Source organism: Affinundibacterium amnicola (genome assembly GCF_014284275.1).
In the GTDB taxonomy this organism is placed as follows: domain Bacteria; phylum Pseudomonadota; class Gammaproteobacteria; order Burkholderiales; family Burkholderiaceae_D; genus Undibacterium; species Undibacterium amnicola.
This window is the reverse complement of record NZ_JACOFU010000004.1, coordinates 1-25,360: the sequence shown is the minus strand read 5'-3', so window position 1 is coordinate 25,360 and position 25,360 is coordinate 1. Positions and strand designations below refer to the sequence as shown.

The window sequence follows — 25,360 nt, the reverse complement described above, 5'->3', positions numbered from 1 at the left end:
TGATTTGATCAAAACTTTCAGACTGGTCAAATAAAGAAGCTAGATCTAGAATTGATGTTCAAGATTGAGAGGCATAACAATACAAGAATTTAAACTATGCAGGTTAATTCGCTGTACCCGCAATTTCATCAAGGATTTCATTTCCTAAATGCGTAATGTCACCCCAATCGATGAGCGAAAGTTGACCGTTGTTGCAAGAAAAACGATTGATGCTCGCGTTGTAAATTGTAATCGTCCGTTCGGCATTGAGCGGTAAATTCATGGCAGCGCGATAGGCGCATTCGAGTACGCCGCCGTGAGCGACGATGGCGATTTTTTTACCTTGATATTGTGCTGCGTAGTGCAAAATTGCGTTGACAGTGCGTTGTTGAAATTCACGTATGCTTTCGCCGACATTGTCAGCATCGTCTTGTTTTGCGGGGAAATGAAAATCAGGATCGCGTGAACGCCAGTGTGCGTATTCATCCGGATAAAGTTCGGGCAATTCGCTATACAGTTTTCCTTCAAAATCACCAAAGCACCGTTCGCGCAATGCCGTGTCGATGCGGGTTGGTAAGCCTTGTAAGCGGGCGATCTCGCCAGCCGTTTGCATAGCGCGTTGTAAGTCGCTGGAAATGATCGCTGACAGTGGCTCTTGCTGTAATCCTGCTGCTAATGCTTTGGCTTGACGTCGCCCTTCAGCATTGAGTGGGATATCTAAGTGGCCTTGCAACTTGCGCACAGCGTTCCAAGCGGTTTCGCCATGGCGAATGAGTAAAATTTCTGTTCGCACTATTTCTGCTTTACTTGTCTACTTTGGCTTTGGTTTGTAACCAGAAGGTTACCGGGCCATCATTGGTCAGCGTGACTTTCATATCAGCACCAAATTGGCCAGTTTCGACGCGTGCATGTCGTTGTTTTGCCAACGCGACAAAGTGATCAAACAGTTGCTTACCGAGTGCAGGTGGCGCAGCTGGTGTGAATGAGGGGCGTGTGCCGGATTGTGTGTCGGCGGCAAGGGTAAATTGCGGGACTAACAGCAATCCCCCTTGCACATCGCTCACACTGCGATTCATCTTGCCAGCATCATCTGAAAACACGCGATAGCTGAGCAATTTACTTAATAATTGCTCAGCATCTTTTTCGGTGTCATTGCGTTCAGCACAAACCAGTACCATCAGCCCAGCGTCGATGGCGCCGATAGTGACGCTATCGACGACGACCTTCGCATTGCTTACTCTTTGCAGTAAGGCGATCATGCTGTCAGCGTGACTTTCGCAAATTTACGTTTACCAACTTGCAGCACAACCGTACCAGCTTGCACTTGTAATTGCTTATCGCTGATCACTGCACCGTCGATACGCACACCGCCTTGATCAACCATGCGCATCGCTTCTGAAGTCGATGCACACAGATTGGCTTGTTTCAGTAATTGTGCAATACCGATTGGTGCACCGCTCAATGTAACTTCAGCGATGTCGTCAGGAATACCACCTTTGGAACGATTCACAAAATCTGCTAAAGCATCTTCCGCCGCTTGCTTGTTGTGGAAACGCGTGACGATTTCTTGGGCAATCGCGACTTTGATATCGCGTGGATTTTGTCCTTCAGCAACTGATTTCTTGTATTGCGCGATCTGTTCTAAAGAACAGAATGACAGCAAATCATAGTAGCGCCACATCATTTCATCAGAAATGCTCATGACTTTGGCGAACATGGTGTTCGCTGGCTCGGTAATCGCGATGTAGTTGTTCTTAGACTTGGACATCTTTTCGACGCCATCCAAGCCCTCTAATAAAGGCATGGTCAAAATACATTGCTGTTCTTGTCCGTAGTCTTTTTGTAGCTCACGACCGACCAACAGATTGAATTTTTGATCAGTTCCACCCAGTTCGAGATCTGCATGTAAAGCGACAGAGTCATAGCCCTGCATCAATGGATACAAGAACTCGTGTACAGAAATTGGTGTACCGGCTTTAAAACGCTTGGTGAAATCATCTCGCTCCATCATGCGCGCGACTGTGTATTTAGATGATAGCTGGATCAATCCACGTGAACCAAGCGGATCGCACCACTCGGAGTTATAGCGAATTTCCGTTTTACTAGGATCTAATACTAAAGAAGCTTGTTTGAAATACGTCTGCGCATTTTCTTCGATTTGTTCGCGGGTGAGTGGCGGACGAGTTGCGTTACGACCAGATGGATCGCCGATCATCGAGGTGAAGTCACCAATCAAGAAAATGACGGTATGCCCTAAATCTTGCAATTGGCGCATCTTATTCAGCACCACGGTGTGACCCAGGTGCAAATCAGGTGCTGTAGGATCAAGTCCTAATTTAATGCGTAGTGGCTTACCTGTTTTTTCGCTACGCGCTAGTTTTTGTGCAAATTCCGATTCAATTAGTAATTCATCGACACCGCGTTTGGTAACTGCCAATGCGTGCTGCACTGCATCAGAAAGCGGCAAAAGAGTGGTTGCGCTTGGCGCTTTGTCATTTGGTTGTGGCGAAGTCATGATGGTATTTGCTAATTAATTAAATAGAATTCGAGATGAATCAAAGTAGGTCAAAAAGTTTTGTAACAAGACTAGCGAAAAAAATCGCTCGCTCGCATAATCGTTAGCTTGCATTATTCGCCATTTGCTTTACAATCGGGCGACTAATTTTCGCCCCCATTTTAGACAATAACTTAATAAAAATAAAAGAAGTGGGTTTGCAAACAAGCTATTTGGTGCCAGATTTCATGATCTGACAGCGAAATATCAATTTTAACTTATTGCATGCGTTTATCCGATAAATTCCGTCAATTAGCTGCAACTACGCAAGTTAAAGTCAAATCCCTGATCGAAGTCAGTATTGCGAACGCACGTGGTATGCGTGCATCGCGTGTGATTCCGTTTACGGGTTTGTTCTTTGCTGTATGTGCAGTGGGTGCGGTCGGTGTTGCTCCATTAGCACCAGACGCTTCCAATCTCCCGGTCAAGACGGTGACTCAAGACTTGGTTTTGCCATCTTTAGATGAGCAAATTTCTAAAATCGTGTTACAGCAACAGCACTATGTGAAAGAAGAGAAGATACAACGTGGCGACACGCTGGCATCTTTACTTCAGCGTTTGGGTGTTGATGATGTGAATGCTAGCAATTTTTTGAAAACAGACCCAATTGCGCGTGGCGTTTTACAAGCGCGTGCTGGTAAATCGATACGCGTCAAAACCACCGACGAAGGCACTTTGGAATGGTTGCGTGTGGGTTTAGATGGTACTGATAATGGTGCTAAAACATTGTTAGTATCACGTCATGATCAAAATGGCTTTCAAGCTGCCGAGGTGAGTGAGCAATTAGAGCGCCGTATCGAGATGCGCTCAGGCGATATTCAATCATCATTATTCGTCGCAACTGACAAAGCCTTGATTCCAGCGGCTGTAGCAGATCAAATCGTGAAGATGTTTGAAACCAGCGTTGATTTTCGTCGCTTGCAACGGGGCGATTATTTTAACGTTGTGTATGAAACATTCTGGCTGAACGGCGAATTGGTCAAGACTGGTCGTTTATTATCTGGTGAATTTAAAAATTCTGGAAAATTATCACAAGCGGTCTGGTTTGATGAAGGTGCTGGCGAGGGTGGTTACTATAGTTTCGACGGTAAGTCTTTGAAGAAAGCTTTCTTGAAATCGCCATTAGAATTCTCTCGCGTCTCGTCCGGGTTCTCTATGCGTGTGCATCCCATTTCTGGGAAATGGAAACGCCATACAGGCATCGATTTTGCGGCTGTCACTGGCACGCCGATTCGTGCTTCTGCTGATGGCACCATTGATCATGCTGGCCCGCAAGGCGGTTACGGCAATATGGTGATCATTAAGCACTGGAATGGCTACAGTACTGCGTACGCGCACATGAGCCGCTTCGCACCAGGTGCGCGCAAAGGCACGCGCGTAAGCCAAGGTCAAGTCATTGGTTATGTTGGTTCTACAGGTTGGTCAACTGGGCCACATTTGCATTATGAATTCCGTGTGAATAACGAACCACGTGATCCAAATACGATTAGCGTGCAAAGTGCGGCTGCGCTGGCGGCACATGAATTGCCGAAATTCAGAGCTGTCGCTGCCGATATGGCACATCGTTTTGATCTGTTGCGACCAGAGCGAAATTCCGCAATTTTGGTGGCGGCACGTTAATTCAAAACTCTCCATTTAATGGAAGCCGAACTTAGTTCGGCTTTTTTGTTTTGCTCACTTATTTTAGGCCTTTCAATATGCGAGAAAAATCGACACATTACATTGGTCTGATGTCAGGAACTAGTTTAGATGGCGTTGATGGTGTCTTGGTCAAGATGCCAGAGCACGAAGGTGCAAGTTTGCAATTGCTCGCTAGCGCGCACCTTCCTTTTTCGGTCGATTTGAAGAAACAAGCGATGGCGTTGCAACAAGCTGGTGAAAACGAAATTGAACGCGAAGCCTTATTGGCGAATCAATTAGCGACAATCTATGCTGACTGTGTGAGTGAGTTGCGCCTTCAATGTCCTGATAGCCAAGTGCAAGCCATCGGCGTACATGGCCAAACAATACGGCATCGACCCGATTTGGGTTTCACCAGACAAACGAATAATCCGGCTCTCCTTGCTGAATTAACTGGCATTGATGTGATTGCCGATTTTCGTAGTCGCGATATTGCAGCGGGCGGGCAGGGCGCTCCTTTAGTTCCTGCATTTCATCGTGCGATGTTTGCCAAGTCAGGCGAGTGCCGTGTGGTGTTAAACGTTGGTGGTATTAGTAATATTAGTGTTTTATACGCAGACGGTCGGACCATAGGATTTGATACTGGGCCGGGCAATTTGTTGATGGATGCGTGGATACATCAACACCATGGTGTTGCTTATGATGCAGATGGTGCGTGGGCAGCGCAGGGTCAGTGTGATTCGACACTGTTGGCCAGCTTATGTGATGAAGTGTTTCTACGAACGCCTCCGCCAAAAAGTACCGGGCGAGATTTATTTCACCTACCTTGGTTGCAAGCGAAATTGGATAAGCTCAGTGCTCTTAGTCCAGTTGATGTTCAGGCCAGCTTGTGCAGTTTTACCGCGCAGACAATCAGTGAAGCAATTGCCGAGTTTGCGCCGGATTGCCGGGCAGTTTATGTATGCGGAGGCGGGGCGTGTAATCGGACATTGATGCACGAACTTGCACGCAGAATGCCGCAGCTCCATGTGGATACAACAGACTGTTTGGGGATCGCGGCCAATCACGTTGAGGCAATCGCTTTTGCTTGGTTAGCGCAGAGGTTTGTGCAGGGGAAGACGGCAAGCCTGAGTGAAGTAACTGCTGCACGCGGCGCACGTGTTCTGGGTGCATTGTACCCAGCTTGATTTTTCTCATTCTAAGATAGATAGCGACAAATAAGATGACATTAAAATTTCTCTATATTGCCGATCCAATGTGTTCTTGGTGCTATGGATTTAGTTTGGAGCTGCAAAGATTTTTGGCTGACATGCCAGACGCTGAGTTAGATATTGTGCTTGGAGGACTACGTGCTTATAACACCCAAAAAATGGACGCAGATCAGCGCGACATGATCTTGTCACATTGGGAGAAAGTGCAGCAAGTAAGTGGCTTGCCGTTTGATATGACGGGTCTGAATAAACCAGACTTTATTTATGATACGGAACCTGCTTGTCGTGCAGTCGTTGCAGCGAAAATGCTGACGCAAGACATGCCGACTATCATTAACTTTGCAGTGTTTCAGGCAATTCAGCACGCGTTTTATGCCGAGGCTAAAGATATCACCAAAGAAGCGGTGTTAGCGGAGATTGCAGTGAAGGCTTTGAATGAATATGAGCAAAGTGAAATCTTTGATCAAGAAAGTTTTTTAGAAACTTTATGCTCCGCCGAATGCAAAGACGAAACACGTCAACATTTCCAACAGATTCAACAATGGGGTGTGCGAGGTTTTCCAGTGTTGTTATTGGTGCGCGAGGATGGATTGCATATGCTGAGTTCTGGTTATGTGAAAGCGGAAATTCTTATCGAGAATTTGAGAGAAATTTCCGTAGTGTAGTGGGAGTGCTGGCGTTAAGTTTTGATTGTCATTTAAGTAAATTTTACTTAAATGACATTTATTTCAAACTCTCGAAAACATCGTTTGTTTTATTGCGTAACCGATGGAAATTGGCTGTTACCCATCATTATTTCAATTTTTGAGATCGCTCGAAGATAGCTATTTGAATTGAGTTCCCTTGTTGCGCATGATATTATTGCTAACTTATTTTTGGCGATAAACTTCTAGACAAATACTTCATTCCTACATTGGTACCAATAAATAGTGGTAGTTACTGAGTGTTCAATGTATAAGTTCTTTTCAGCTCCGCCCTTGGTGTAATTTCCTCTATTTTTATGTCTTCAAATCGCGTTCATTTCTCAATAGCAAAACATGCGCAATGGGCACCTGGACTCAATTCGGATCAGGCTTGGCAAGAATGGTTGCAGCATGCATCTGTCATACAAGAATCTGATGGGGAATCGCCAGCAGTTAAAGCGATGCCAGCGATGCTGCGTCGTCGTGCTCGATTACTTGGTCGCATGGCGCTGGAAGTTGCTTATGCCTGCGTGGATGATGTGAACGAAGTACCAACGATTTTTTGCTCACGCCATGGCGAGGTTATTCACTCAATTGAGCTCATTAAAGAACAAATAGCGGAAGGAAGCGTTTCACCCATAGGTTTTAGTTCGGCTGTTCATAATGCGACGGCAGGCTTGTTCTCCATTGCGCGTAAAGACCGCAGTAATCATATCGCGATTGCGGCGGGTTCAAGCACGATAGAACATGCAATCATAGAAGCATGTGGATTACTTGAAGATGGCGCGAAAGCAGTGTTACTGGTTAATTATGAACAAGCATTGCCAGAATTTTTTCATGAATTCGAAGAATGCATTGAGCAAGCCTATGCATGGGCTTGGTTAATCGTTCCAGTAACTAAAGACAGTTTTAGCTTGCATTGGAATAATGCGCAAGCGAGCTCGAACGAAAACAATGACATAGCAATTGACCTTCCTCCGCCAGGATTAGAAATTTTGCGTTTTTACTTAAGCGAGCAACTCATATTGGAACGCATTGTGGGTAATCAACGTTGGCTTTGGTCACGCAATAATGTCACCGTCTAAGTTACGGCAACAGGCTGGACGTCTATGGCGACTGTTCGCGACCGGATTTAGCTTTAGTGCATTTGGCATAGGTGGAATTATCTTGTGGCTGCTGGTCTTTCCTTGCTTATATTTTTTTGTTAGACGGCCGAGGATACGGATACATTTCGCCAGAGCCATTATTCGTTATAGCTTTCGCGGCTTCATTGGTTTAATGAGTTTTTTGGGTGTACTACGTTATCAAATTATTGGAGAAGAAAAACTGGAACGGAAGGGGCTATTGTTGCTCGCTAATCATCCCAGCTTGATTGATACGGTTTTCTTAATGGCGTTTGTAAAGCATGCTGATTGCATCGTCAAAAGTGGCCTATGGAATAATTTATTTACCCGTGGTCCAGTGCGGGCGGCGGCCTATATCAATAACGAGCAAGGTAGCGAATTATTAGAAGCTTGCATCGCTACACTCAAGGACGGGAATAATTTAATTATTTTTCCTGAGGGAACAAGAACACCGGCCAACGGTGACATACAGCTAAAACGGGGTGCTGCAAATATCGCGGTTCGGGGCTTACAAAACTTGACGCCAGTAGTCATTCATTGTGAACCTCAAACCTTAGGTAAAGGTGAGCCTTGGTGGCGAATTCCAGAGCGGCAAGTGCAGTTTGTTATTGATGTAAAAGACGATATTCCGATTCAAAGTTTTACCGAGACAGGCGATTCTGAAGTGATGGCAGCACGTCATCTGACAGAATTTTTACAACACTATTTTAACCAGGAAAAAGCACATCATGCTTGAACAAGAAGTCAAAGAATTGATCATTGATGTTTTGCAACTCGAAGACATAGAGCCTGCCGACATTGATAACGCCGCGCCACTTTTTGTCGATGGTTTGGGCTTAGATTCGATCGATGCATTGGAATTGGGCGTCGCACTACAGAAGCGCTACGGCATCACCCTCTCTGCCGACGCAGAAGACACGCGCCAACATTTCGCTTCGGTGAATGCGCTGGCAAAATTAATTGAAACCCAAAGAAAGAAGTAAGGAAATACGGCCATGGTTGTTGTTAGTGAAATGAGTAAAGATGAATTGTTTGTATGGGTCGTTGATCTGTTAGCAGACATGTTTGAACTGGACAAGTCCAACCTCACGCTGGAGTCCAATTTATATGCTGATTTGGATATCGACAGCATTGATGCGGTTGATCTGGCGGTCAGATTAAAACAAATGACGGGCTTGCGTTTGCAGCCAGAAGTATTCAAGCAAATTCGTACTATCGGTGATGTGATCGACGCACTCTCGAATTTAAAACCGGAGTAATGTCTAGTAATGTCCATTGACCACCGCTTGTTGACCGCGCTCACGGTCATTCTTACCCTAATCTATCCCTTGGCAATCTGGTTTGGCAAAGGGCAGGTAGAACCGCGCTGGTTGGCTGTGTTATTACTCGTTTTAGTTGCAACACGTTTACCTGCATTGAAAATCAGTAAGCTGGCGCGCTGGTCGGCGTTGTGCGGATTAATGATGGTATTGGCTGCCGTTTGGACCAACGCTTTATTGCCCCTGAAACTCTATCCGGTCTTAGTCAATCTGGCTTTTCTCATCGCGTTTGCTTACAGTCTCTCGACACCACAATCTATGGTGGAACGCTTTGCACGGATTACCGAGCCTGACTTGCCGGACGTGGCGGTTCGCTATACCCGCAATGTGACGAAAGTATGGTGTGCTTTCTTTGTGTTTAATGGCAGCATGGCACTGATCACCGCGATCTGGGCATCGCAAGAAATCTGGACGCTGTACACCGGCGTGGTTTCCTATCTTTTGATGGGAAGTTTATTTGTGATCGAATATCTGGTTCGAATTCGATTTAAGCGCCGTCATCATGTTTAATCTTCACCAAAATTTATCTACTAAGTCTGTTGCTGCGAAATCTGTCAGCATCATAGGATGGCAAGCTCAGACCGCGATTACGCGCGAGATGTTCACCCAAAAAGTAGCGACCTGGCATGCAAACATCAGTCAAATACCGCAGCACAAAATCGCACTCTATCTCAACGACAGCATAGAATTCGCGGCAGCATTATTTGCCGCATGGCATGCGCACAAAACGGTTGTTCTGCCAGCAGATACTTTAGAAAATAATTGCCGCAATCTGGTCAAAGAAGTCGATGTCTTTATCGGTGAATTTCCTGATCAATACAGGACGCAACTGCGAACACAATTTCAGACGCAACTTCAGACGCAACTTCAAACTCAATTGCCTGCAATCGTCAATTCTGCTTTCGCAGCCAGTATGGCGCGTACTGATTTTCTGCCAGTATTAGCAGATGAGTTTCCTGCTTTGATCGTGTACACCTCAGGCAGTACTGGTGAAGCACAAGCCATTCCCAAAAAATGGTCGCAACTGTCCACCGAAATTGCTACGCTAGAGTCACTCTTTGGCGAAAAACTAGGCTCAGCGACCATCTACGCCACGGTGTCGCATCAACATATTTATGGCCTATTATTTAAAGTGCTGTGGCCTTTTGCCACAGGCCGTGCAATCTATGCGGATGCGCTCAATTTTCCTGAGCAATTACAGCAGCATTTGGCAACAGGTACTTGCGCATTAATAGCCAGTCCCGCGCATTTGAAACGTTTGCCTGCACACCTGGATTGGGCCAAAATAAAAACGCAATTGCGCGCGGTCTTTTCTTCTGGTGGTCCTTTAAGTATAAGCAGCGTCGAGGCGATCCAATCGCTCTGGGGACAAACGCCAATTGAAGTCTATGGCAGCTCAGAAACAGGTGGCATCGCCTGGCGTCAGCGTGTTCAAACGCACCAAGAAGCTTGGCAGGTTTTCCCGCAACTGGCGTGGCGTATTGCTGCCGATAATAATTTGCTAGAAATCCGATCACCACATCTGCCTGATACCACATGGTTCCGCCTTGCCGATCAGGTCAATGCGATAAACCAACAGCATTTTCAATTACTCGGACGTCAAGATCGCATAGTCAAAATAGAAGAAAAACGTATCTCGCTCGATTTGATGGAAAAGGCTTTGCTGTCTAGCGGGCTCGTAAATGAAGCTCGCTTGTTGCTTAATACTGAACTGCTCGTTGAACAGAATAGTCAGAGACAAAACATCTACGCCTTCATCGTGTTAACGGAACAAGGGCAAGCGATTTTGCAAGAGCAAGGGAAATTCGCATTGAATCAACAATTGCGCGGCATACTCAGCAAGCATGTCGAAGCCATCGCCTTACCACGTCGGTGGCGCTATCTGGATGCTTTACCTGTCAATTCACAAGGTAAGACAACACAGGCGCAGTTGCTGGCTTTATTAGACAAATTAGAAAATATAGAACAAAGCCAAGACAAACTTGAAGTCCAAGGCGATTCAAATACATTAAAGAAACAACCGATAAAGCCGAACTGGCGCCTATTAGAACAAGAGCCTGAGCGCGCACTTCTCGAAATTATTGTCCCTCAAGACTTGCTGTATTTTGAAGGACATTTTCCTATTGCACCTGTACTTCCCGGTGTAGTGCAAGTTGATTGGGCAATTCATTTCGGCAGACAGTATTTTGCGTTACCAGAAAATTTCTGCGGTATTCAAGCGCTCAAATTTCAACAAGTCATCTGTGCAGAAACACCCGTGTATATGGAACTGATTCATCAAGCACAAAAACAAGCCTTACAGTTCCGTTATTTCTCAGACGCCGGGCAACATGCCGGGGGTCGTGTTTTATTTGAACAAGCTCAAACTCCATGTTAAATAAAAAATTCTCGCCTGAAAAACAAAGTGCTTTTGCCGCACGTTTTGAAGCACAAAAAATTGCTTTCGGCCCAGTCGTGTTCCAGTGCGTACGTTATGCATGGAAACGAGGTATGTTGCAAGCTTTGGCTGATGCAGGTAGCGAAGGTATCTCACTAGAAAATTTAGTGGCGACAGAGAAATGGAGTCGCTATGCTTTAAAACTGGTGCTGGAAACTTGCTTGTCTGCTGGCATCGTCTATTTACGTGAGGGCCATTATGTATTGGATAAAACAGGCTATTGCGTACTGACGGATTCCATCACGCAAATCAATATCAACTTCACGCATGATGTCTGCTACCAAGGCCTGTTCCAGCTTGAGCAATCGCTAGACGAAGAAAAGCCACTGGGTCTGGCGAATTTGGGTCCATGGGCGACAATTTATGAAGGTTTATCGACGCTGCCAGAACCGGCAAAAACCAGTTGGTTCGATTTTGATCATTTTTATTCCGATACCTCCTTCCCGAGCATCATGCCTGACGTATTTGCGACTGCGCCACGACGTGTAATGGATATTGGCGCGAATACCGGTAAATTTAGTTATGCGGCATTAAGTTATAACCAAGAAACTGAATTGCATTTGGTTGACCTACCAGTGCAGCTCAAAGTTGCGGAAGAAAATTTGAATGCACAAGGTTTGCATGAGCGTGCGCATTTTCATCCGACTAATTTACTCGATACCACAGCGACCTTGCCCGAGAACATGGATCTGATCTGGATGAGCCAATTTCTCAGTTGCTTCTCCGAATCCGCTATTTTCAGCATCTTAGAACGAGCAGCAAAGGCATTAGTGCCGAATGGACAATTGCTGATTATGGATACTTTTTGGGATAGGCAACAATACGACATCGCCTCCTATTGCTTAATCAATACCTCGCCTTATTTCACGGCGATGGCGAGTGGTAATAGCAAAATTTACGAGAGCACTGATTACATCCGTTTGGCAGAAGCGGCGGGATTAAAATTGCTCACAGCGCGCGATGGTATTGGCTATTGCCATTCCTTATTGCGTTTTGCAAAAGTAGCTTAAATTTTTATTGATCTCTATGTCTGCGTTGAACTCTAATTCGAATCCTAGCTTTAAGCCCTGCGTGGTGATTCCCGTTTATAACCATGAGCATGCCATTGCGGCGGTGGTTGAAGCGGTGCTGCGTTTTGACACACCTTGTATCTTGGTGGATGATGGCAGTAGCCATGCATGTGCAACGGTACTTGATCAGCTACAGCAAACATATTCAGCGCAAGTCGTATTGTTAAGGCATGTACAAAATCAGGGCAAAGGTGCGGCGGTCTTAACTGGATTTGAGTACGCGGCAAAAAATGGCTATAGCCATTTACTGCAAGTTGATGCCGATGGTCAGCATTGTGTCGCCGATATCGCAAGATTCTTAAAACAAGCAGAGACATATCCAGCCGCAGTCATCGCTGGCTATCCGATTTACGATGAATCGGTTCCCAAGCTGCGCTTGTATGCACGTTACCTAACTCATGTTTGGGTTTGGATTAATACACTCTCCTTCGCCATCCGCGATTCTATGTGTGGCTTTCGAGTCTACCCTGTTGCCCCCGTGATCACGTTAATGTCGCGACACAAAATTGGTTCGCGTATGAATTTTGATACGGATATTTTGGTACGTCTGTATTGGGATGGACTTGAAGTGGTGAATGAAGGTACACGGGTTGGCTACCCAGCCGATGGTGTCTCACATTTCCGCGTATGGCGCGATAACGCTTTGATCACCGCCATGCATACCCGCCTATTTTTTGGCATGCTGTTGCGTCTGCCACATTTATTGATGCGTACAATAAAGCGCACCAAACAGAAAAAACGAGACTAGCATCATGCAAGAATCAAAGAAAATGCATTGGGCCAGTTTGAATGAAGTCAGTTTTGTGGCTGGCATGCGTTTGCTCTTTTGGATCTACCGTCTGCTCGGGCGCTGGCCTTTCCGCATCGTTTTGTATCCGGTGTTGTGCTGGTATGTACTGACGCAAAAAAAAGCGCGAAACGCATCGCAAACCTACTTGCAACAACTTAACACGCATACGTCTTTGCAAGTTTCAACCAGCTTACTCGGTGTGATCCATCACTTCGCGGCCTTTGCCGAAACCATACTCGACAAGATGCTGTTATGGGGCGGTTTGTTCAAGGTTGATCAGGTCGAATATTACGGACAAGAATCTTTGCACCAACAAGTCGTGGAAAAAAAGGGTGCGATATTAATCTGTTCACACCTGGGCAATATTGATATGTGTCGTGTCTTATCGCGTCGCTTTCCCGAAGTCAGACTGACTATCTTAGTGCATACCAAACATGCACAAAGTTTCAATCGCATGATGGCAAAACTTAATCCAGACAGTCAGCTCGATTTATTGCAAGTGACCGACATGACACCCGCTACCGCGATACTGTTAGCGGAAAGAGTCGCGCAAGGTGGTTTTGTGGTGATCGCAGGCGATCGTGTACCGGTATCGCCCAACCCACGCGTGACTATCGCCAGTTTTTTAGGGAAACCAGCCGCGTTCCCCATAGGTCCGTATGTCTTGGCTAGTTTATTACGCTGCCCTGTCTATCTTTTGTTCTCCTTACCCGTTAATGGTGTGCCACAAGTGCACTTCGAATTACTCTGCGAATCGGTCAACCCCAAACGCTCAGAACGAGAACAGACATTTCAAACATTGGCGAGCAAGTACGCTGAACGCTTAGGCGCTTTTTGCGAACGTGCACCGCTACAATGGTTTAATTTTTATGATTTTTGGCATCTGGCTGGTGACAGTACCAGCAGTGCCGCTTCCCAATTGGATATTTCTGATGCATCCCGCTGACCTCAATTCCTCCCAACCTGTGGTTCAATTTGATCGCTCCCGTTTAACGATAGAAGATATCGTCGCGCTGGCGCAAACCAAGGCGCAGGCAAAACTATCGACCGCGCCCGAGTTTCGTGCGGCGATTACCCGTGGTGCTGATTTTTTAGATCGCTTGCTACGCGAAGAGGGCACGATTTATGGCGTGACAACGGGTTACGGCGATTCTTGCACCGTCAATGTTCCCGCCGATTTAGTCGCTGAATTGCCTCATCATTTGTACACCTATCATGGCTGCGGCCTCGGTCAATATCTGGATGCAGAGCAAACCCGCGCGGTACTGGCGACACGTCTGGCTTCCTTGTCCAAGGGTTTTTCTGGTGTCAGCATAGAGTTATTAGAGCAAATCGCCGGCCTGCTCGATGCCGATTTATTGCCGCTAATTCCCTCCGAAGGCTCGGTCGGCGCCAGCGGCGATTTAACACCGCTGTCTTACTTAGCAGCTGTCCTTTGCGGCGAACGTGAAGTCATGCGCAATGGCGTACAAATTACGGCGGCACAAGCATTGCAAGAAGCTGGCATGCAGCCTTTACGCCTGCGCCCTAAAGAAGGTCTGGCCATTATGAATGGCACAGCAGTCATGACTGCGCTGGCCTGTCTGGCCTACGATAGAGCTGCGTATTTGACCCAATTGACTACCCGCATTACAGCGATGGCCTCGATTACTTTAGACGGTAACGCTCACCATTTCGATGAAACCCTGTTTTCAGTGAAACCGCACGCTGGTATGCAAAACATCGCGGCTTGGCTGCGTCAAGATTTACCTGCGGGCGAAGCAGAACGCAATGGCAAACGCCTGCAAGATCGTTACTCGATACGTTGCGCGCCGCACGTGATCGGTGTACTGGCTGATGCCCTGCCGTTCTTCCGTCAGGCGATTGAAAATGAATTAAACAGCGCTAACGACAATCCGATTATCGATGCCGATAATGAACGCGTTTTACATGGCGGACATTTCTACGGCGGCCATATTGCTTTCGCCATGGACGGTATGAAAAATGCGGTGGCCAATCTGGCAGATTTGTTGGATCGTCAAATGGCATTGATGGTCGATAGCCGTTACAACCATGGTTTACCCGCCAATTTATCTGGCATGCAAGGTCCACGTGCAGCGATTAATCACGGTTTGAAAGCCTTACAAATCAGCGCATCGGCCTGGACTGCCGAAGCACTAAAACTCACCATGCCAGCTTCGGTCTTTTCGCGTTCAACTGAATGCCATAATCAAGACAAAGTCAGCATGGGCACAATTGCCGCCCGTGATTGCCTGCGCGTGCTTGAATTGACAGAACAGGTTGCAGCCGCTTTACTCATTACAGTGCGACAGGGTGTTTGGTTGCGCCAGCAAAGCAATCCTGAACTAACACTATCGCCATCGGTCACTCAGATGATGCAAGCGCTGGAAACACAAATTGCACCGATACAAGAGGATCGTCGTTTAGACCCAGAGTTGCGCGAATTACTGGAAAGTATGCGGTCGCAAAACTGGCAACTGTATGTGTAAACTGGTTTTCAAACCTTATGTCTAAAATCATCCGTAAAAATAAGCAGATCAGCAAATGGTTCGCAGAAACAGAACTGCAAGTGCAGTTCTTTGATCTCGATCCTATGCAAATTGTCTGGCATGGTAATTACGTGAAGTATCTGGAAATTGTGCGATGCGCGCTGCTCGATAAGATCAATTACAACTATGAACAGATGAGAGCATCGGGTTATGCCTGGCCTGTCATCGACATGCAATTGCGTTACATCGCTTCTGCCAGTTTTGGACAAAAGCTGACATTGCGTGCCGAGATTGTGGAATGGGAAAACCGCTTAGTGATTAATTATCTGATCAGCGATGCCAGCAACGGACAAAGACTGACACGCGCCAGCACCACACAAGTCGCGGTAGACATACATAAAGGCGAAATGTGTTTTGTCTCGCCTCCGATTTTGTTTGAAAAATTAGGAATACCAGCATGCTAAAAATTAAAATAGAAATTAAAATCTTCTGCCTGAATTTGATACTGCTGTCTGGCTTTTTCAGCGATCAAGCCTTAGCTGCAAACCCGGTGCCTGCCATTCAAAACATGCTGGCAAAACCAAAAGTTCTTTGTGGTCGTTTCGACCAAACCAAGCATTTGGTGGGTATGAAAAAACCGCTACTATCGAATGGACGCTTCTGCGTACTGGCGAGCAAAGGCGTGCTGTGGCGCACCTTGCAACCGTTTCCAAATACCTTACGCCTGACGCGCGACGAGATCGTCCATTTTCAAGGTGAACGCATGGCGATGCGTTTAGATGCTAAGCAAGAGCCCGTCGTGCGTATGATTAACAGTGTCTTGTTTTCCCTCTTGTCTGGCGATTTAAGCCAGCTCGAATCTTTGTTTGAAGTTGAAGGTAGCGTTGACGTAACTAGTTGGAAAGTCAATCTCAAGGCCCGCGAAGCTGCTTTAGCTAAGGCCATAGGCGTGATCGCACTGGACGGTGGCATCTACGTCAAAAATATACAAATGAACGAAGCTAGCGGTGATCGCACCAGCATCGTTTTTTCTGAGATCAAAACTGGTGAAACTGCCATCACCGCGGAAGAGGCTGCTTTATTTTGAAACGCCTGAATTTACTTTTTTCGATGAAAACCAAGGGCTGGGGCTGGTTCGCCATCTGGGCATTGGTCGTTGCTTTATTGGTGGCTCACAATAGCTATCTGTGGCTGGGTAAACGCATCACACCAGATACCGATATTCTGGCGCTGTTACCCGTGCAAGAACGCGATCCGGTATTGCAGCAATCGTTTACCCACATGGTCGATGCTGCGCAACAGCGTGTCATCGTTTTGATTGGTGCAGAAGACTGGGAAGATACAAAAAAAGCTGCGAATGCCTACACCCAAGTGCTCGCCACGCACAAAGACTTATTTGACATCACCAGCTTAAGTGAAAAAACCCAAAGCGATTGGCTGGCACCATTCCAAAAAAATCGCCTAGGCTTACTCACCGTACAACAACAAAATCAGCTTAAAACCGGCACATCCGAGGCATGGGCAAATACCGCATTAAGCAAACTTTATAGTGCGTTCTCTGGTCCTAAACTCGGTGCATTTCAAGACGATCCTTTTGGCACTTTCGACACCTGGGTACAAGAGCGAGCACAAGAAACGCCAGTGCGTCCACGTGATGGTCATCTGTTCGTGGCAGACGCCAAACAGCAATACATCCTGCTACCTATTACTCTAGTGCCGCCCGCATTTTCGTTAACCGCGCAAGAAAAAGTTATTCCACTACTAGAACAGGCAGCGACGGCAGCACGTGCCAGCGCATCACAAAATCCCAACAACAAAATCGAGATCATCAGCACCGGCGTCGTGCTGCATGCTGCTGCCGCAGGACAGCAAGCCAATCAAGAAGTGTCAACGATAGGCTTAGGTTCGCTGATTGGTATCATCGTATTGATGTGGATCAGCTTTCATTCCTTGAAACCTATCGGCCTGATATTGCTGTCAATCGGCGTTGGTTTCTTAGGTGCTTTATCGGTATGCGTTTTACTATTTGATCGCATTCATTTACTGACGCTAGTATTTGGCGCCAGTCTGATTGGCATCGCACAGGACTATGGTATTTATTTTCTTTGCCATCGTCTGGGAACCGCCCAAGTCGATTCCCGAACTTTGCTCAGACAGTTAATTCCTGGTCTCTTGCTGACGTTATTGTGTGCGATTATTGGTTATCTTGGATTAGCGTTAACGCCATTTCCAGGCTTACGCCACATGGCAGTATTTTCTGCGGTGGGTCTGATCTTTGCCTGGTTCACCGTGGTTTGCTGGTTTCCACAATTGGTCCATGCGAACTCACTGAAAAGTGGCAAACTGGTTGAGCGCTACAATCATCTCTTGCAATTTTTCATGCTGCCGCAGAAGTCACGTAGTCTCTGGATCGTCGCGCTATTGATTTGTGTCGTCAGTGTTTATGGTTTATCACGTCTTAGTACCAATGACGATATCCGTTCTCTGCAAACGCCACCCAAACATCTGGTCAGCGATCAAATGAAGTTTGGTAAATTGTTAGATGCGCCAACACCGGTACAATATTTTCTGGTACGCGGCGAATCGGCAGAAGTTGTTTTGCAACGTGAAGAGAATTTAAAACGTGCTTTAGATCCGCTGATCACACAAAAAGTATTAAGTGGTTATCAGGCGATTTCCAATTGGGTGCCTTCAATGAAAACCCAAACCGATAATCGCGCACTAATAGAAGACAAGCTTTTAAGCAAAGACGGCCCACTCAAAATCATTGCTGAAAAAATCGAAGAAGATGCAGCGTGGCAGGCAAACATACGGCAACATTTATTAGAGTCAAACCAGACACTGACCGTAGAGAACTTTTTCCTAAGCACGGCGAGTCAGGCCACGCGTCATTTATGGCTGGGCAAGATAGACAATCATTACGCCAGCATCGTCGCGATCAAGGGTTTGAAGTACGGCGAAATTAGCAAGTTAAGTCAACTTGCTACGGGCGTAGAAGGTGTGCAATGGGTTGATAAGATTGCCGAAATTTCTTCTGTGCTTGGACGCTATCGTCAGAATATGGGCTGGGTATTAATCGGCGCTTATTTGCTCGTTTTCGGCCTGATGTTTCACCGTTATCGCAAGGACACCTGGCGCACGCTGGCACCAGCCGCGCTGGCAAGTATTTTTACACTAGCGCTACTGGGTATCAGTGCTCAGGCCTTACAGTTATTTCATATACTGGCCCTAATGTTGCTGCTAGGTATAGGGGTAGATTACGGCATTTTTATGCAAGAACAAAACCGCCAAACCACTGAAGAGGCAGCAACACAATCCAGAAACTTAGCGTGGTTGGCAACTGGCTTATCCGCCGCCAGCACCATACTTTCATTTGGCTTGCTTGCTTTGAGCAATACGCCCGCTTTGCGTGCCTTTGGATTAACGATGTTAATTGGCACGGCTTTGGTCTGGTTTATTGTGCCTTTTTTCATTCACAATAAAAATACGGCGCAAACCTCTACCGCTCATGGAGAAACCGATGCAAGCTAATCTGACATGGACAACTATGGCCTTCAAGCATTTCAAACATCTCGCAATCAGCCTCAGCATGGTAGTCCTGCTGAGTGCATGCAGCGAAGCGCCACCGCCTGCGGCAAAACGTCTTAATCTGAAACTAACACCAGCAACACTGGGCGCGAATATCAGTATTCAGCAGCACTTAAAAGTAGAACGTGAAAATAAAACGGATGATCTTGATGCTGCATTAGAAATTGATAAAGAGCGCTTGGAATTAGTGGGTCTGGCATTTGGACAACGCGTTTTGACTGTGCATTTTGATGGCAAAGAAATCAAAACCTGGCGTCACTTCATGTTGCCGCAACAAGTGCGTGCCGAAGATGTGCTGGAGGATATTCAGTTAACCCTGTGGCCAGTGGAAGTTATCGCACAACATTTACCCCCATCATGGCGCATCACCGAAATTGGCCGTGATCGTGTGCTGTATGAGAACGATACCGTCATCGCCAAGATTCATTACAGCGAAGAAGCACGCTGGGCAGGCACCGTGACTTTGGATAATCTGCATTACAAATATCGCCTGACCATACAGACAGCCAAAGAATAAAAATCCTATGACATTTTTTCTCAATGCATGCGGCATTATCTGCGCGCTGGGCGACCAGCTAGACGAGGTTAAGCAGAACTTACTCAAGCACGCGTGTACCGGTATTCGCATGACCGATGCCTGGTCCAGCGGCAACAGCTTGCCGTTGGGCGTGGTGACATCCAAGTTACCTGAGATTAGTCATCTGCCGCCTCACTTACAATTAAAATTCGGCAGTCGGAATAATCAACTGGCGCTAGCTGCATTACAGCAAATTCGCCCTGAGATAGAAGCCGCGAGACAAAAATACGGCGCAGATCGCATAGGTATCGTGCTGGGTACAAGTACCTCAGGTATTAGCGGCACTGAACAAGCCTTACGCTATCACGCTGAACATGGTGTATTGCCACCAGATTTTCACTACGCGCAACAAGAGATGGGCTCAGTTGCTGATTTTCTTGCCACCGAATTGCAAGTGAGTGGACCTGCTTATGTGCATTCCAGCGCTTGTTCTTCCAGTGCCAAAGCGATGGCGAGCGCCGCCCGATTAATTAAGATGGGTGTATGCGATGCCGTGATTACTGGCGGCGTAGATAGCCTGTGCGCGTTTACGGTCGCCGGTTTTTCGGCATTGGAATCCGTCAGCAAGCAACAATGTCGACCTATGAGCCTGCATCGCGATGGCATCAATATTGGTGAAGGTGCGGCTTTGTTCTTAATGTCCAAAGAACCTTCTACTGTTGCTTTACTAGGCTGGGGAGAATCTTCGGACGGCCATCATATGTCAGCCCCTGATCCGACAGGTGCTGGCGCTATTTTGGCGATACAACAAGCGCTGAATCGTGCAGAAATCTCTGTCGCAGATATCGACTACATCAATATGCACGGCACTGCTACACTGCAAAATGATGCGATGGAGTCCCGCGTAATTCATGCGTTATTTGGTGAACAAGTTTTGGTCAGTTCCACCAAAGGCTTCACGGGGCATACGCTGGGTGCGGCGGCGGCAATCGAAGCTGCTTTATGCTGGATTAGCATGCAAGACGACAATCCTGAAGGTCAGGTGCCCGCGCATTTATGGGATGGCGTACCTGATCCCGAATTACCGACGCTCAATTTAAGTCAAAGCCAGAGCAAGCTTGGCAGACCGCTACGTTATGCGCTCAGTAATTCCTTTGCTTTTGGCGGTTCAAATGCCAGCCTGATATTAGGGAGGGTAGACCATGAATAAAGTGAAGGAAGAAGCACGCAGCTATCCGCCTATTCATAAACTGGTTCCGCATCAAGATCCTATGGTCTTATTAGATAGCGTCGTCATGGCGGACGAAGAAAATCTGTGTGCCGAAGTCACTATCCATGCAACCAGCCTGTTTTATGATGGTAACGGTGTCGGTGCTTGGGTTGGCATTGAGTACATGGCACAAGCAATCGCTGCCCATGCTGGCTATCTGGCGCATACCAGAGGTGAAGCTGTCAAAGTGGGCTTCTTGCTTGGGACACGACGCTTTGAAAGCCGGGCGGCACAGTTTACACTGGGCGCTATTTTGCACGTTCATATTCATCGCGCTTTACAGGGTGATAATGGTTTGGGTGCATTTGAATGCACAATACACGATACAAAGCATCCTGAAACAGCCTTAGCGACGGCCACCATTACTGTGTTTCAGCCCAACAATGTTGCGGATTTTCTGCAAGGAAAACCGATATGATTTTGAGCAATACCTCAGGTCAGTAAAAAATAGCTCTACAAATAATTTGCCCAAATAAGTGGCTTCCAAAAAATAAGTACGACATTTTTATGAATAAAAATCTAAGCATACTCGTAACAGGTTCCTCACGTGGCATAGGCAAAGCGATTGCCTTGCGCTTAGCACGTGATGGTTACGACCTCGTCCTGCATTGTCGTAGCGAACGTCAGCAGGCAGACGCCGTCGCACAAGACATCATCAAACTAGGCAGGAAGGTGCGCGTATTGCAATTTGATATTAGTCAACGCGAACAAACTGCAACGATCCTGAATCAGGATATAGAAGAACACGGTTGCTACTATGGTGTAGTGTGCAATGCGGGCGTCGCGCGCGACAATGCTTTTCCGGCGATGTCAGGTGAAGATTGGGATCTCGTCATGCAAACCAATCTGGACGGTTTTTACAATGTACTCAATCCCTTGGTGATGCCACTGGTACAGCGCCGCAAACCAGGGCGCATCGTTACCATGGCCTCGGTATCTGGTTTGATCGGCAATCGTGGACAGGTGAATTACAGCGCCGCCAAAGCTGGGATTATCGGTGCCACCAAAGCTTTGGCAATCGAACTGGCAAAACGCGCCATCACCGTAAATTGCGTTGCACCAGGATTAATCGAAACCGATATGATCAGTGAAGTGCCTTTAGAAGAAGCCATGAAACTGATACCCGCGCGCCGGGTCGGCAAACCGGAAGAAGTCGCCGCGGTCGTCAGTTTTCTGATGCATGAAGACGCCGCCTATGTCACACGACAAGTTATTTCCGTGAATGGAGGTATGGCATGAATCATAGAGTCGTGGTCACAGGCATGGCAGGTATTAGCCCACTCGGTAATGATTGGACCAGCATACGCCAGCATTTAGGTAGCTACAAAAATGCTGTCGTGCGCATGGACAATTGGGCCGACTATGAAGGCCTGAATACGCAATTAGGCGTACCCGCCGCACCATTCGAATTGAATGAGCGTTACCACCGAAAGGCCATACGCAGCATGGGTCGGGTCGCATTAATGGCAACCCGTGCCAGTGAACTAGCGCTGGAACAGGCCGGTTTGCTGGAACATCCGCTACTGACCAGTGGCAAGATGGGCGTGTCTTTTGGATCATCGGCCGGCACACCCAGCGCCATCGGCGATTTTGGACGCATGATGGAAGAGCGCACCACCAAGGGCATTAACGCCACCACCTATATCAAGATGATGGCCCACACCGCACCCGTCAATGTTGGTGTTTTCTTCGGCATTACCGGTCGCGTCATTACGACTTCGTCGGCCTGCACCTCTGGCAGTCAAGGAATAGGTTACGCTTATGAAGCGATACGTAGCGGTAAACAAATCGCGATGGTCGCTGGCGGCGCAGAAGAACTTTGCGCCACCGAAGCTGCGGTATTCGACACCTTATTCGCGACCAGTGTTAAGAACACAGCACCAGACACCACGCCTAGTCCATTCGATGCCAAGCGCGATGGTTTGGTGATAGGTGAAGGCGCTGGTTGTCTGATATTGGAAGAGCTCGAACATGCACGAGCACGCGGCGCTACCATCTTCGCAGAGTTGGTTGGTTTCGGTACGAATAGCGATGGTTGTCATGTCACTCAACCGAATGCAGAAACTATGAAGATCGCGATGCAATTAGCTTTAGAAGATGCCAATTTGCAGCCCGATGATATTGGCTACGTAAATGCTCACGGCACTGGTACGCAACACGGCGACATCGCCGAATCGCATGCCACCGCGCAAGTATTTGGCGCACGCATACCGATTAGCTCTTTAAAAAGTTATATGGGACATACCTTAGGTGCCTGCGGTGCTTTAGAAGCCTGGATCAGCATACAAATGATGCGTGAAAGCTGGTTTGCGCCGACTATCAATCTGACGCAATTAGACCCACAATGCGCGGTACTTGATTACATCAGCAATGAAGCGAGAGAAATTCATTGCGATTATGTGATGTCAAACAATTTTGCGTTTGGCGGCATTAATACATCACTCATTTTTAAAAAATGGATGTGAGAAACTAAAAGCACTTTAATGCCAAATTTTTGATCTTAAATCTTCACTTGTAAATCACTATAAGGAAATAAAAAATGAAACCCTTCATCTTCGCTGTCTGTAGCATAGCACTCGTCACTACACTCAATCTTGCAAGCAATGACGCACATGCAAATGATAGAAAAGTGATGTTACCAATAGTAGGAGGTATGGCAGCGAATGATGCCACTGCGCGTCTGGGCGATTCAGTCAAATTCTATTTCGGCAAACAAGCAACGCCAGCAATTGAGCAACGATTTGTGTCCGACAAAACCAGTAAAAAAACCAATGCCTTCGGCAAATCGGATGAAAAAGCCTGTAACTGGGTATTCTTATCCGCTATGTTGCAACTACAAGCACGTGCCAAAGAGCTAGGCGCCAATGCGGTCATCAATATCGTCAGCAATTACAACAACGTGGAATTCTCCAGCGAAACAGAATTTGAATGCCATGCGGGCGCAATCATGGCAGGTGTCGCACTTAAAGGCGACTTCGTTAAGATCAAAAATTAATCGTATCGTTGAGCAAGGTGAAATCTCACTATGTACATTTACCTTGCTCATCTCAAAGACTTTCCAGACTCGCGCTTAGATAGTCTGAAATGCGATCTTTCTCACGACGAGATGGCGCGTTACCTTCGTTTTCAGAGAGCGGAACGCGCCAGACAATTTCTCGTTGGTCGTTACTTACTCCGCCAACATCTCGCTTTGCATTTGGGCATATCAGCAGCAGCAGTGCCGTTAATCGAACAAGCAAACAATGCACCCTATTTAAATTTACTGAATACCGAAAAACCTGGATTTAGTATTTCACATAGCTGGGAATGGATCGCTTGCGGTATCAGAACCGACGCAAAAATCGGTTTAGATATTGAAGTCATTGATAGACAACGTGATGTGTTGGCGCTAGCCGCACATAGTTTCGATGCACAACAAAATGCGACGTTACATGCTTTAAGCACAGCAGAACAGAGTGAGTATTTTTATCGTTGTTGGGCGGCTCAAGAGGCGCAGTTGAAATTACATCTAGCTTGCCAGGATTTACGCCATCTACCTCATCCAGAACTTGCCATTGCTGTTTGTAGCGACAAAGCTTTTACTCAAACGCCAGAAATACTAGAGGTCATTTAGTGACCAATCTAACTTCAGAATCAGCTTCAAAGCCAGCTCCATAGCCAATTCCAAATTCCCGGCAACGCTGGTTTAACACTACTATCTTTAGTCGTTTTCAACAGGGCAGCGCGCAGCATCTCATCATGCTTGTCGTAAAAAGGAAGTGTTGTCGTCGGCATCTCTAATTCTTTTGCCACATCTAGCAAAATCTCTAGATACTCTTCCATGTGACTCGCGGTGTAACGATTAATATCATGGAAAGTCACGACGATAGGCGTTGCACCATCAAGGTTCGGTAATTCTCCCGCCTGCCAGCGTGGGCGCAAGGCCAACAACATTTTGCGCATATTCTTGCGCTTGGTAAAACTAAAATTAAAGACATAAATCACACCGTCATTGGCACTCAAATCCGTCAATAACATCTGCAGATTATTTTCATGGTAGATCGCTAAAGTCTTTTCGTCATAACTCCAAAATGGTGGCCGTACTAACTGTGGTGAACTACTTCGCACATCCGTCAAGTCAGCAATACCTTGTTTCAATGAACACCGCAATTCTTGTTCAGATAAAAAGCGATGATTGGCATGTCCTGGTGTCGCTGTATGAAAGGCCAGCTCATGACCCGTGTCATGCATTCGTTTTAATAGCTTACGACCATGCTCAGAACCGCCAGCGCCTTTGGCCTGAGTTTGAGTAAAAAAAATGGCTTTGATGTCGTTCTGAAAAGGATTCGTCTTCAGAACATTCAATATTTTTTCGCTAGGATTGTCATACTCGGAGGCACTAGGGCCATCATCAAATGTCAGTAGAAATCGAATGGGAGTAGGGGAGGCGGCGGGTGAGTTAATCGAGATACTTTGTGGCTGCTCTGCATGTGAAGTATTCAAAAAGGGAATATATATGAATAAAAACAATAGATAGCGAAAATAGATGTAGTTCATCTTAGCGGCAGAGACTGAAATGTTAGGATTTTACGGCATTGTCTATTAGGGCGTGTTGACCTAATATTTGGGCAATGCGTTCTTGGCAAAACGCAGGATGGCAAGGCGCATCTCGCCGCTGCGGCTGGCCGCCCCAGCAAGAGATGCAACGCTGTCCATCGTGCGTTTTGCCA

The 25,360-nt window shown here is 46.8% G+C and carries 27 protein-coding genes; 23 read left to right on the top strand and 4 right to left on the bottom strand.

Annotation, left to right across the window (positions count from 1 at the left end; genetic code table 11):
• Nucleotides 1-103: 103 nt before the first annotated feature.
• The 3 genes from H8K33_RS10700 to tyrS are packed head-to-tail and all read right to left on the bottom strand — an operon-like array spanning nt 104 to nt 2,494.
• Nucleotides 104-772: a histidine phosphatase family protein gene (locus H8K33_RS10700; RefSeq protein WP_343043814.1), complete on the bottom strand. Its 669-nt coding sequence runs from the start codon at nt 770-772 to the stop codon at nt 104-106.
• Between the two features lie 10 nt (nt 773-782).
• Nucleotides 783-1,238 carry a D-aminoacyl-tRNA deacylase gene (gene dtd / locus H8K33_RS10695; protein ID WP_186891033.1) on the bottom strand — a complete coding sequence of 152 codons (456 nt, stop codon included), beginning with the start codon at nt 1,236-1,238 and terminating at the stop codon, nt 783-785.
• Nucleotides 1,235-2,494: a tyrosine--tRNA ligase gene (gene tyrS / locus H8K33_RS10690; protein WP_186891032.1), complete on the bottom strand. Its 1,260-nt coding sequence runs from the start codon at nt 2,492-2,494 to the stop codon at nt 1,235-1,237. The genes dtd and tyrS overlap by 4 nt, the downstream gene beginning before the upstream one ends.
• Before the next feature lie 264 nt (nt 2,495-2,758).
• Between tyrS and H8K33_RS10685 the strand changes: the two genes are divergently transcribed.
• From H8K33_RS10685 to H8K33_RS10575, 23 genes are all read left to right on the top strand, one after another.
• Complete coding sequence (locus tag H8K33_RS10685) at nt 2,759-4,153, top strand: M23 family metallopeptidase (RefSeq protein ID WP_186891031.1); 1,395 nt, start codon at nt 2,759-2,761, stop codon at nt 4,151-4,153.
• Nucleotides 4,154-4,230: 77 nt separating this feature from the next.
• Complete coding sequence (locus H8K33_RS10680; protein ID WP_186891030.1) at nt 4,231-5,340, top strand: anhydro-N-acetylmuramic acid kinase; 1,110 nt, start codon at nt 4,231-4,233, stop codon at nt 5,338-5,340.
• A gap of 35 nt (nt 5,341-5,375) precedes the next feature.
• Complete coding sequence (locus H8K33_RS10675; RefSeq protein WP_186891029.1) at nt 5,376-6,029, top strand: DsbA family protein; 654 nt, start codon at nt 5,376-5,378, stop codon at nt 6,027-6,029.
• 335 nt (nt 6,030-6,364) lie between these two features.
• The gene (locus H8K33_RS10670) at nt 6,365-7,132 is read left to right on the top strand and encodes a beta-ketoacyl synthase chain length factor (RefSeq protein ID WP_186891028.1); all 768 of its coding nucleotides are present in this window, start codon (nt 6,365-6,367) and stop codon (nt 7,130-7,132) included.
• A complete protein-coding gene (locus tag H8K33_RS10665) occupies nt 7,119-7,907 on the top strand; it encodes a lysophospholipid acyltransferase family protein (RefSeq protein WP_186891027.1) in 789 nt (262 codons plus the stop codon). The genes H8K33_RS10670 and H8K33_RS10665 overlap by 14 nt, the downstream gene beginning before the upstream one ends.
• Nucleotides 7,900-8,154 (top strand): phosphopantetheine-binding protein, encoded by a 255-nt coding sequence (locus H8K33_RS10660; RefSeq protein WP_186891026.1) that lies wholly within the window; start codon nt 7,900-7,902, stop codon nt 8,152-8,154. Before H8K33_RS10665 ends, H8K33_RS10660 begins: the two co-directional genes overlap by 8 nt.
• Nucleotides 8,155-8,166: 12 nt before the next feature.
• Nucleotides 8,167-8,430, top strand: coding sequence for an acyl carrier protein (locus tag H8K33_RS10655; protein WP_246443518.1), 264 nt, complete (start codon nt 8,167-8,169; stop codon nt 8,428-8,430).
• 9 nt (nt 8,431-8,439) lie between these two features.
• Complete coding sequence (locus H8K33_RS10650) at nt 8,440-9,000, top strand: COG4648 family protein (protein ID WP_186891025.1); 561 nt, start codon at nt 8,440-8,442, stop codon at nt 8,998-9,000.
• Nucleotides 8,993-10,867 carry an AMP-binding protein gene (locus tag H8K33_RS10645; protein WP_186891024.1) on the top strand — a complete coding sequence of 625 codons (1,875 nt, stop codon included), beginning with the start codon at nt 8,993-8,995 and terminating at the stop codon, nt 10,865-10,867. Before H8K33_RS10650 ends, H8K33_RS10645 begins: the two co-directional genes overlap by 8 nt.
• Nucleotides 10,861-11,937: a class I SAM-dependent methyltransferase gene (locus H8K33_RS10640; protein ID WP_186891023.1), complete on the top strand. Its 1,077-nt coding sequence runs from the start codon at nt 10,861-10,863 to the stop codon at nt 11,935-11,937. The genes H8K33_RS10645 and H8K33_RS10640 overlap by 7 nt, the downstream gene beginning before the upstream one ends.
• Before the next feature lie 16 nt (nt 11,938-11,953).
• Nucleotides 11,954-12,745, top strand: coding sequence for a glycosyltransferase family 2 protein (locus H8K33_RS10635; RefSeq protein WP_186891022.1), 792 nt, complete (start codon nt 11,954-11,956; stop codon nt 12,743-12,745).
• Nucleotides 12,746-12,749: 4 nt separating this feature from the next.
• Nucleotides 12,750-13,733, top strand: a complete 984-nt coding sequence (locus H8K33_RS10630) for an LpxL/LpxP family acyltransferase (RefSeq protein WP_186891021.1) — start codon at nt 12,750-12,752, stop codon at nt 13,731-13,733.
• A complete protein-coding gene (locus H8K33_RS10625) occupies nt 13,720-15,276 on the top strand; it encodes an HAL/PAL/TAL family ammonia-lyase (protein WP_186891020.1) in 1,557 nt (518 codons plus the stop codon). The genes H8K33_RS10630 and H8K33_RS10625 overlap by 14 nt, the downstream gene beginning before the upstream one ends.
• A 17-nt stretch (nt 15,277-15,293) precedes the next feature.
• Nucleotides 15,294-15,740 (top strand): acyl-CoA thioesterase, encoded by a 447-nt coding sequence (locus tag H8K33_RS10620; protein ID WP_186891019.1) that lies wholly within the window; start codon nt 15,294-15,296, stop codon nt 15,738-15,740.
• Entirely contained in the window at nt 15,734-16,363 is a 630-nt protein-coding gene (locus H8K33_RS10615) for an outer membrane lipoprotein carrier protein LolA (protein WP_186891018.1), read from the top strand. Before H8K33_RS10620 ends, H8K33_RS10615 begins: the two co-directional genes overlap by 7 nt.
• On the top strand, nt 16,360-18,807 hold the full coding sequence (locus tag H8K33_RS10610) for an MMPL family transporter (protein WP_343043813.1): 2,448 nt from the start codon (nt 16,360-16,362) through the stop codon (nt 18,805-18,807). Before H8K33_RS10615 ends, H8K33_RS10610 begins: the two co-directional genes overlap by 4 nt.
• Complete coding sequence (locus H8K33_RS10605; protein WP_246443516.1) at nt 18,797-19,381, top strand: DUF3261 domain-containing protein; 585 nt, start codon at nt 18,797-18,799, stop codon at nt 19,379-19,381. Before H8K33_RS10610 ends, H8K33_RS10605 begins: the two co-directional genes overlap by 11 nt.
• Before the next feature lie 7 nt (nt 19,382-19,388).
• Complete coding sequence (locus H8K33_RS10600; protein WP_186891016.1) at nt 19,389-20,591, top strand: beta-ketoacyl-ACP synthase; 1,203 nt, start codon at nt 19,389-19,391, stop codon at nt 20,589-20,591.
• On the top strand, nt 20,584-21,069 hold the full coding sequence (locus H8K33_RS10595; RefSeq protein WP_186891015.1) for a hotdog family protein: 486 nt from the start codon (nt 20,584-20,586) through the stop codon (nt 21,067-21,069). Before H8K33_RS10600 ends, H8K33_RS10595 begins: the two co-directional genes overlap by 8 nt.
• A gap of 89 nt (nt 21,070-21,158) precedes the next feature.
• Nucleotides 21,159-21,890: a 3-oxoacyl-ACP reductase FabG gene (fabG, locus tag H8K33_RS10590; protein WP_186891014.1), complete on the top strand. Its 732-nt coding sequence runs from the start codon at nt 21,159-21,161 to the stop codon at nt 21,888-21,890.
• The gene (locus H8K33_RS10585; protein ID WP_186891013.1) at nt 21,887-23,116 is read left to right on the top strand and encodes a beta-ketoacyl-ACP synthase; all 1,230 of its coding nucleotides are present in this window, start codon (nt 21,887-21,889) and stop codon (nt 23,114-23,116) included. The genes fabG and H8K33_RS10585 overlap by 4 nt, the downstream gene beginning before the upstream one ends.
• Before the next feature lie 74 nt (nt 23,117-23,190).
• Nucleotides 23,191-23,646: an excinuclease ATPase subunit gene (locus tag H8K33_RS10580; RefSeq protein WP_186891012.1), complete on the top strand. Its 456-nt coding sequence runs from the start codon at nt 23,191-23,193 to the stop codon at nt 23,644-23,646.
• Between the two features lie 30 nt (nt 23,647-23,676).
• Nucleotides 23,677-24,264 (top strand): 4'-phosphopantetheinyl transferase family protein, encoded by a 588-nt coding sequence (locus H8K33_RS10575; protein ID WP_186891011.1) that lies wholly within the window; start codon nt 23,677-23,679, stop codon nt 24,262-24,264.
• 26 nt (nt 24,265-24,290) lie between these two features.
• Here H8K33_RS10575 and H8K33_RS10570 read toward each other — a convergent pair whose 3' ends face one another.
• Complete coding sequence (locus H8K33_RS10570; RefSeq protein WP_186891010.1) at nt 24,291-25,187, bottom strand: polysaccharide deacetylase family protein; 897 nt, start codon at nt 25,185-25,187, stop codon at nt 24,291-24,293.
• Between the last annotated feature and the right edge of the window lie 173 nt (nt 25,188-25,360).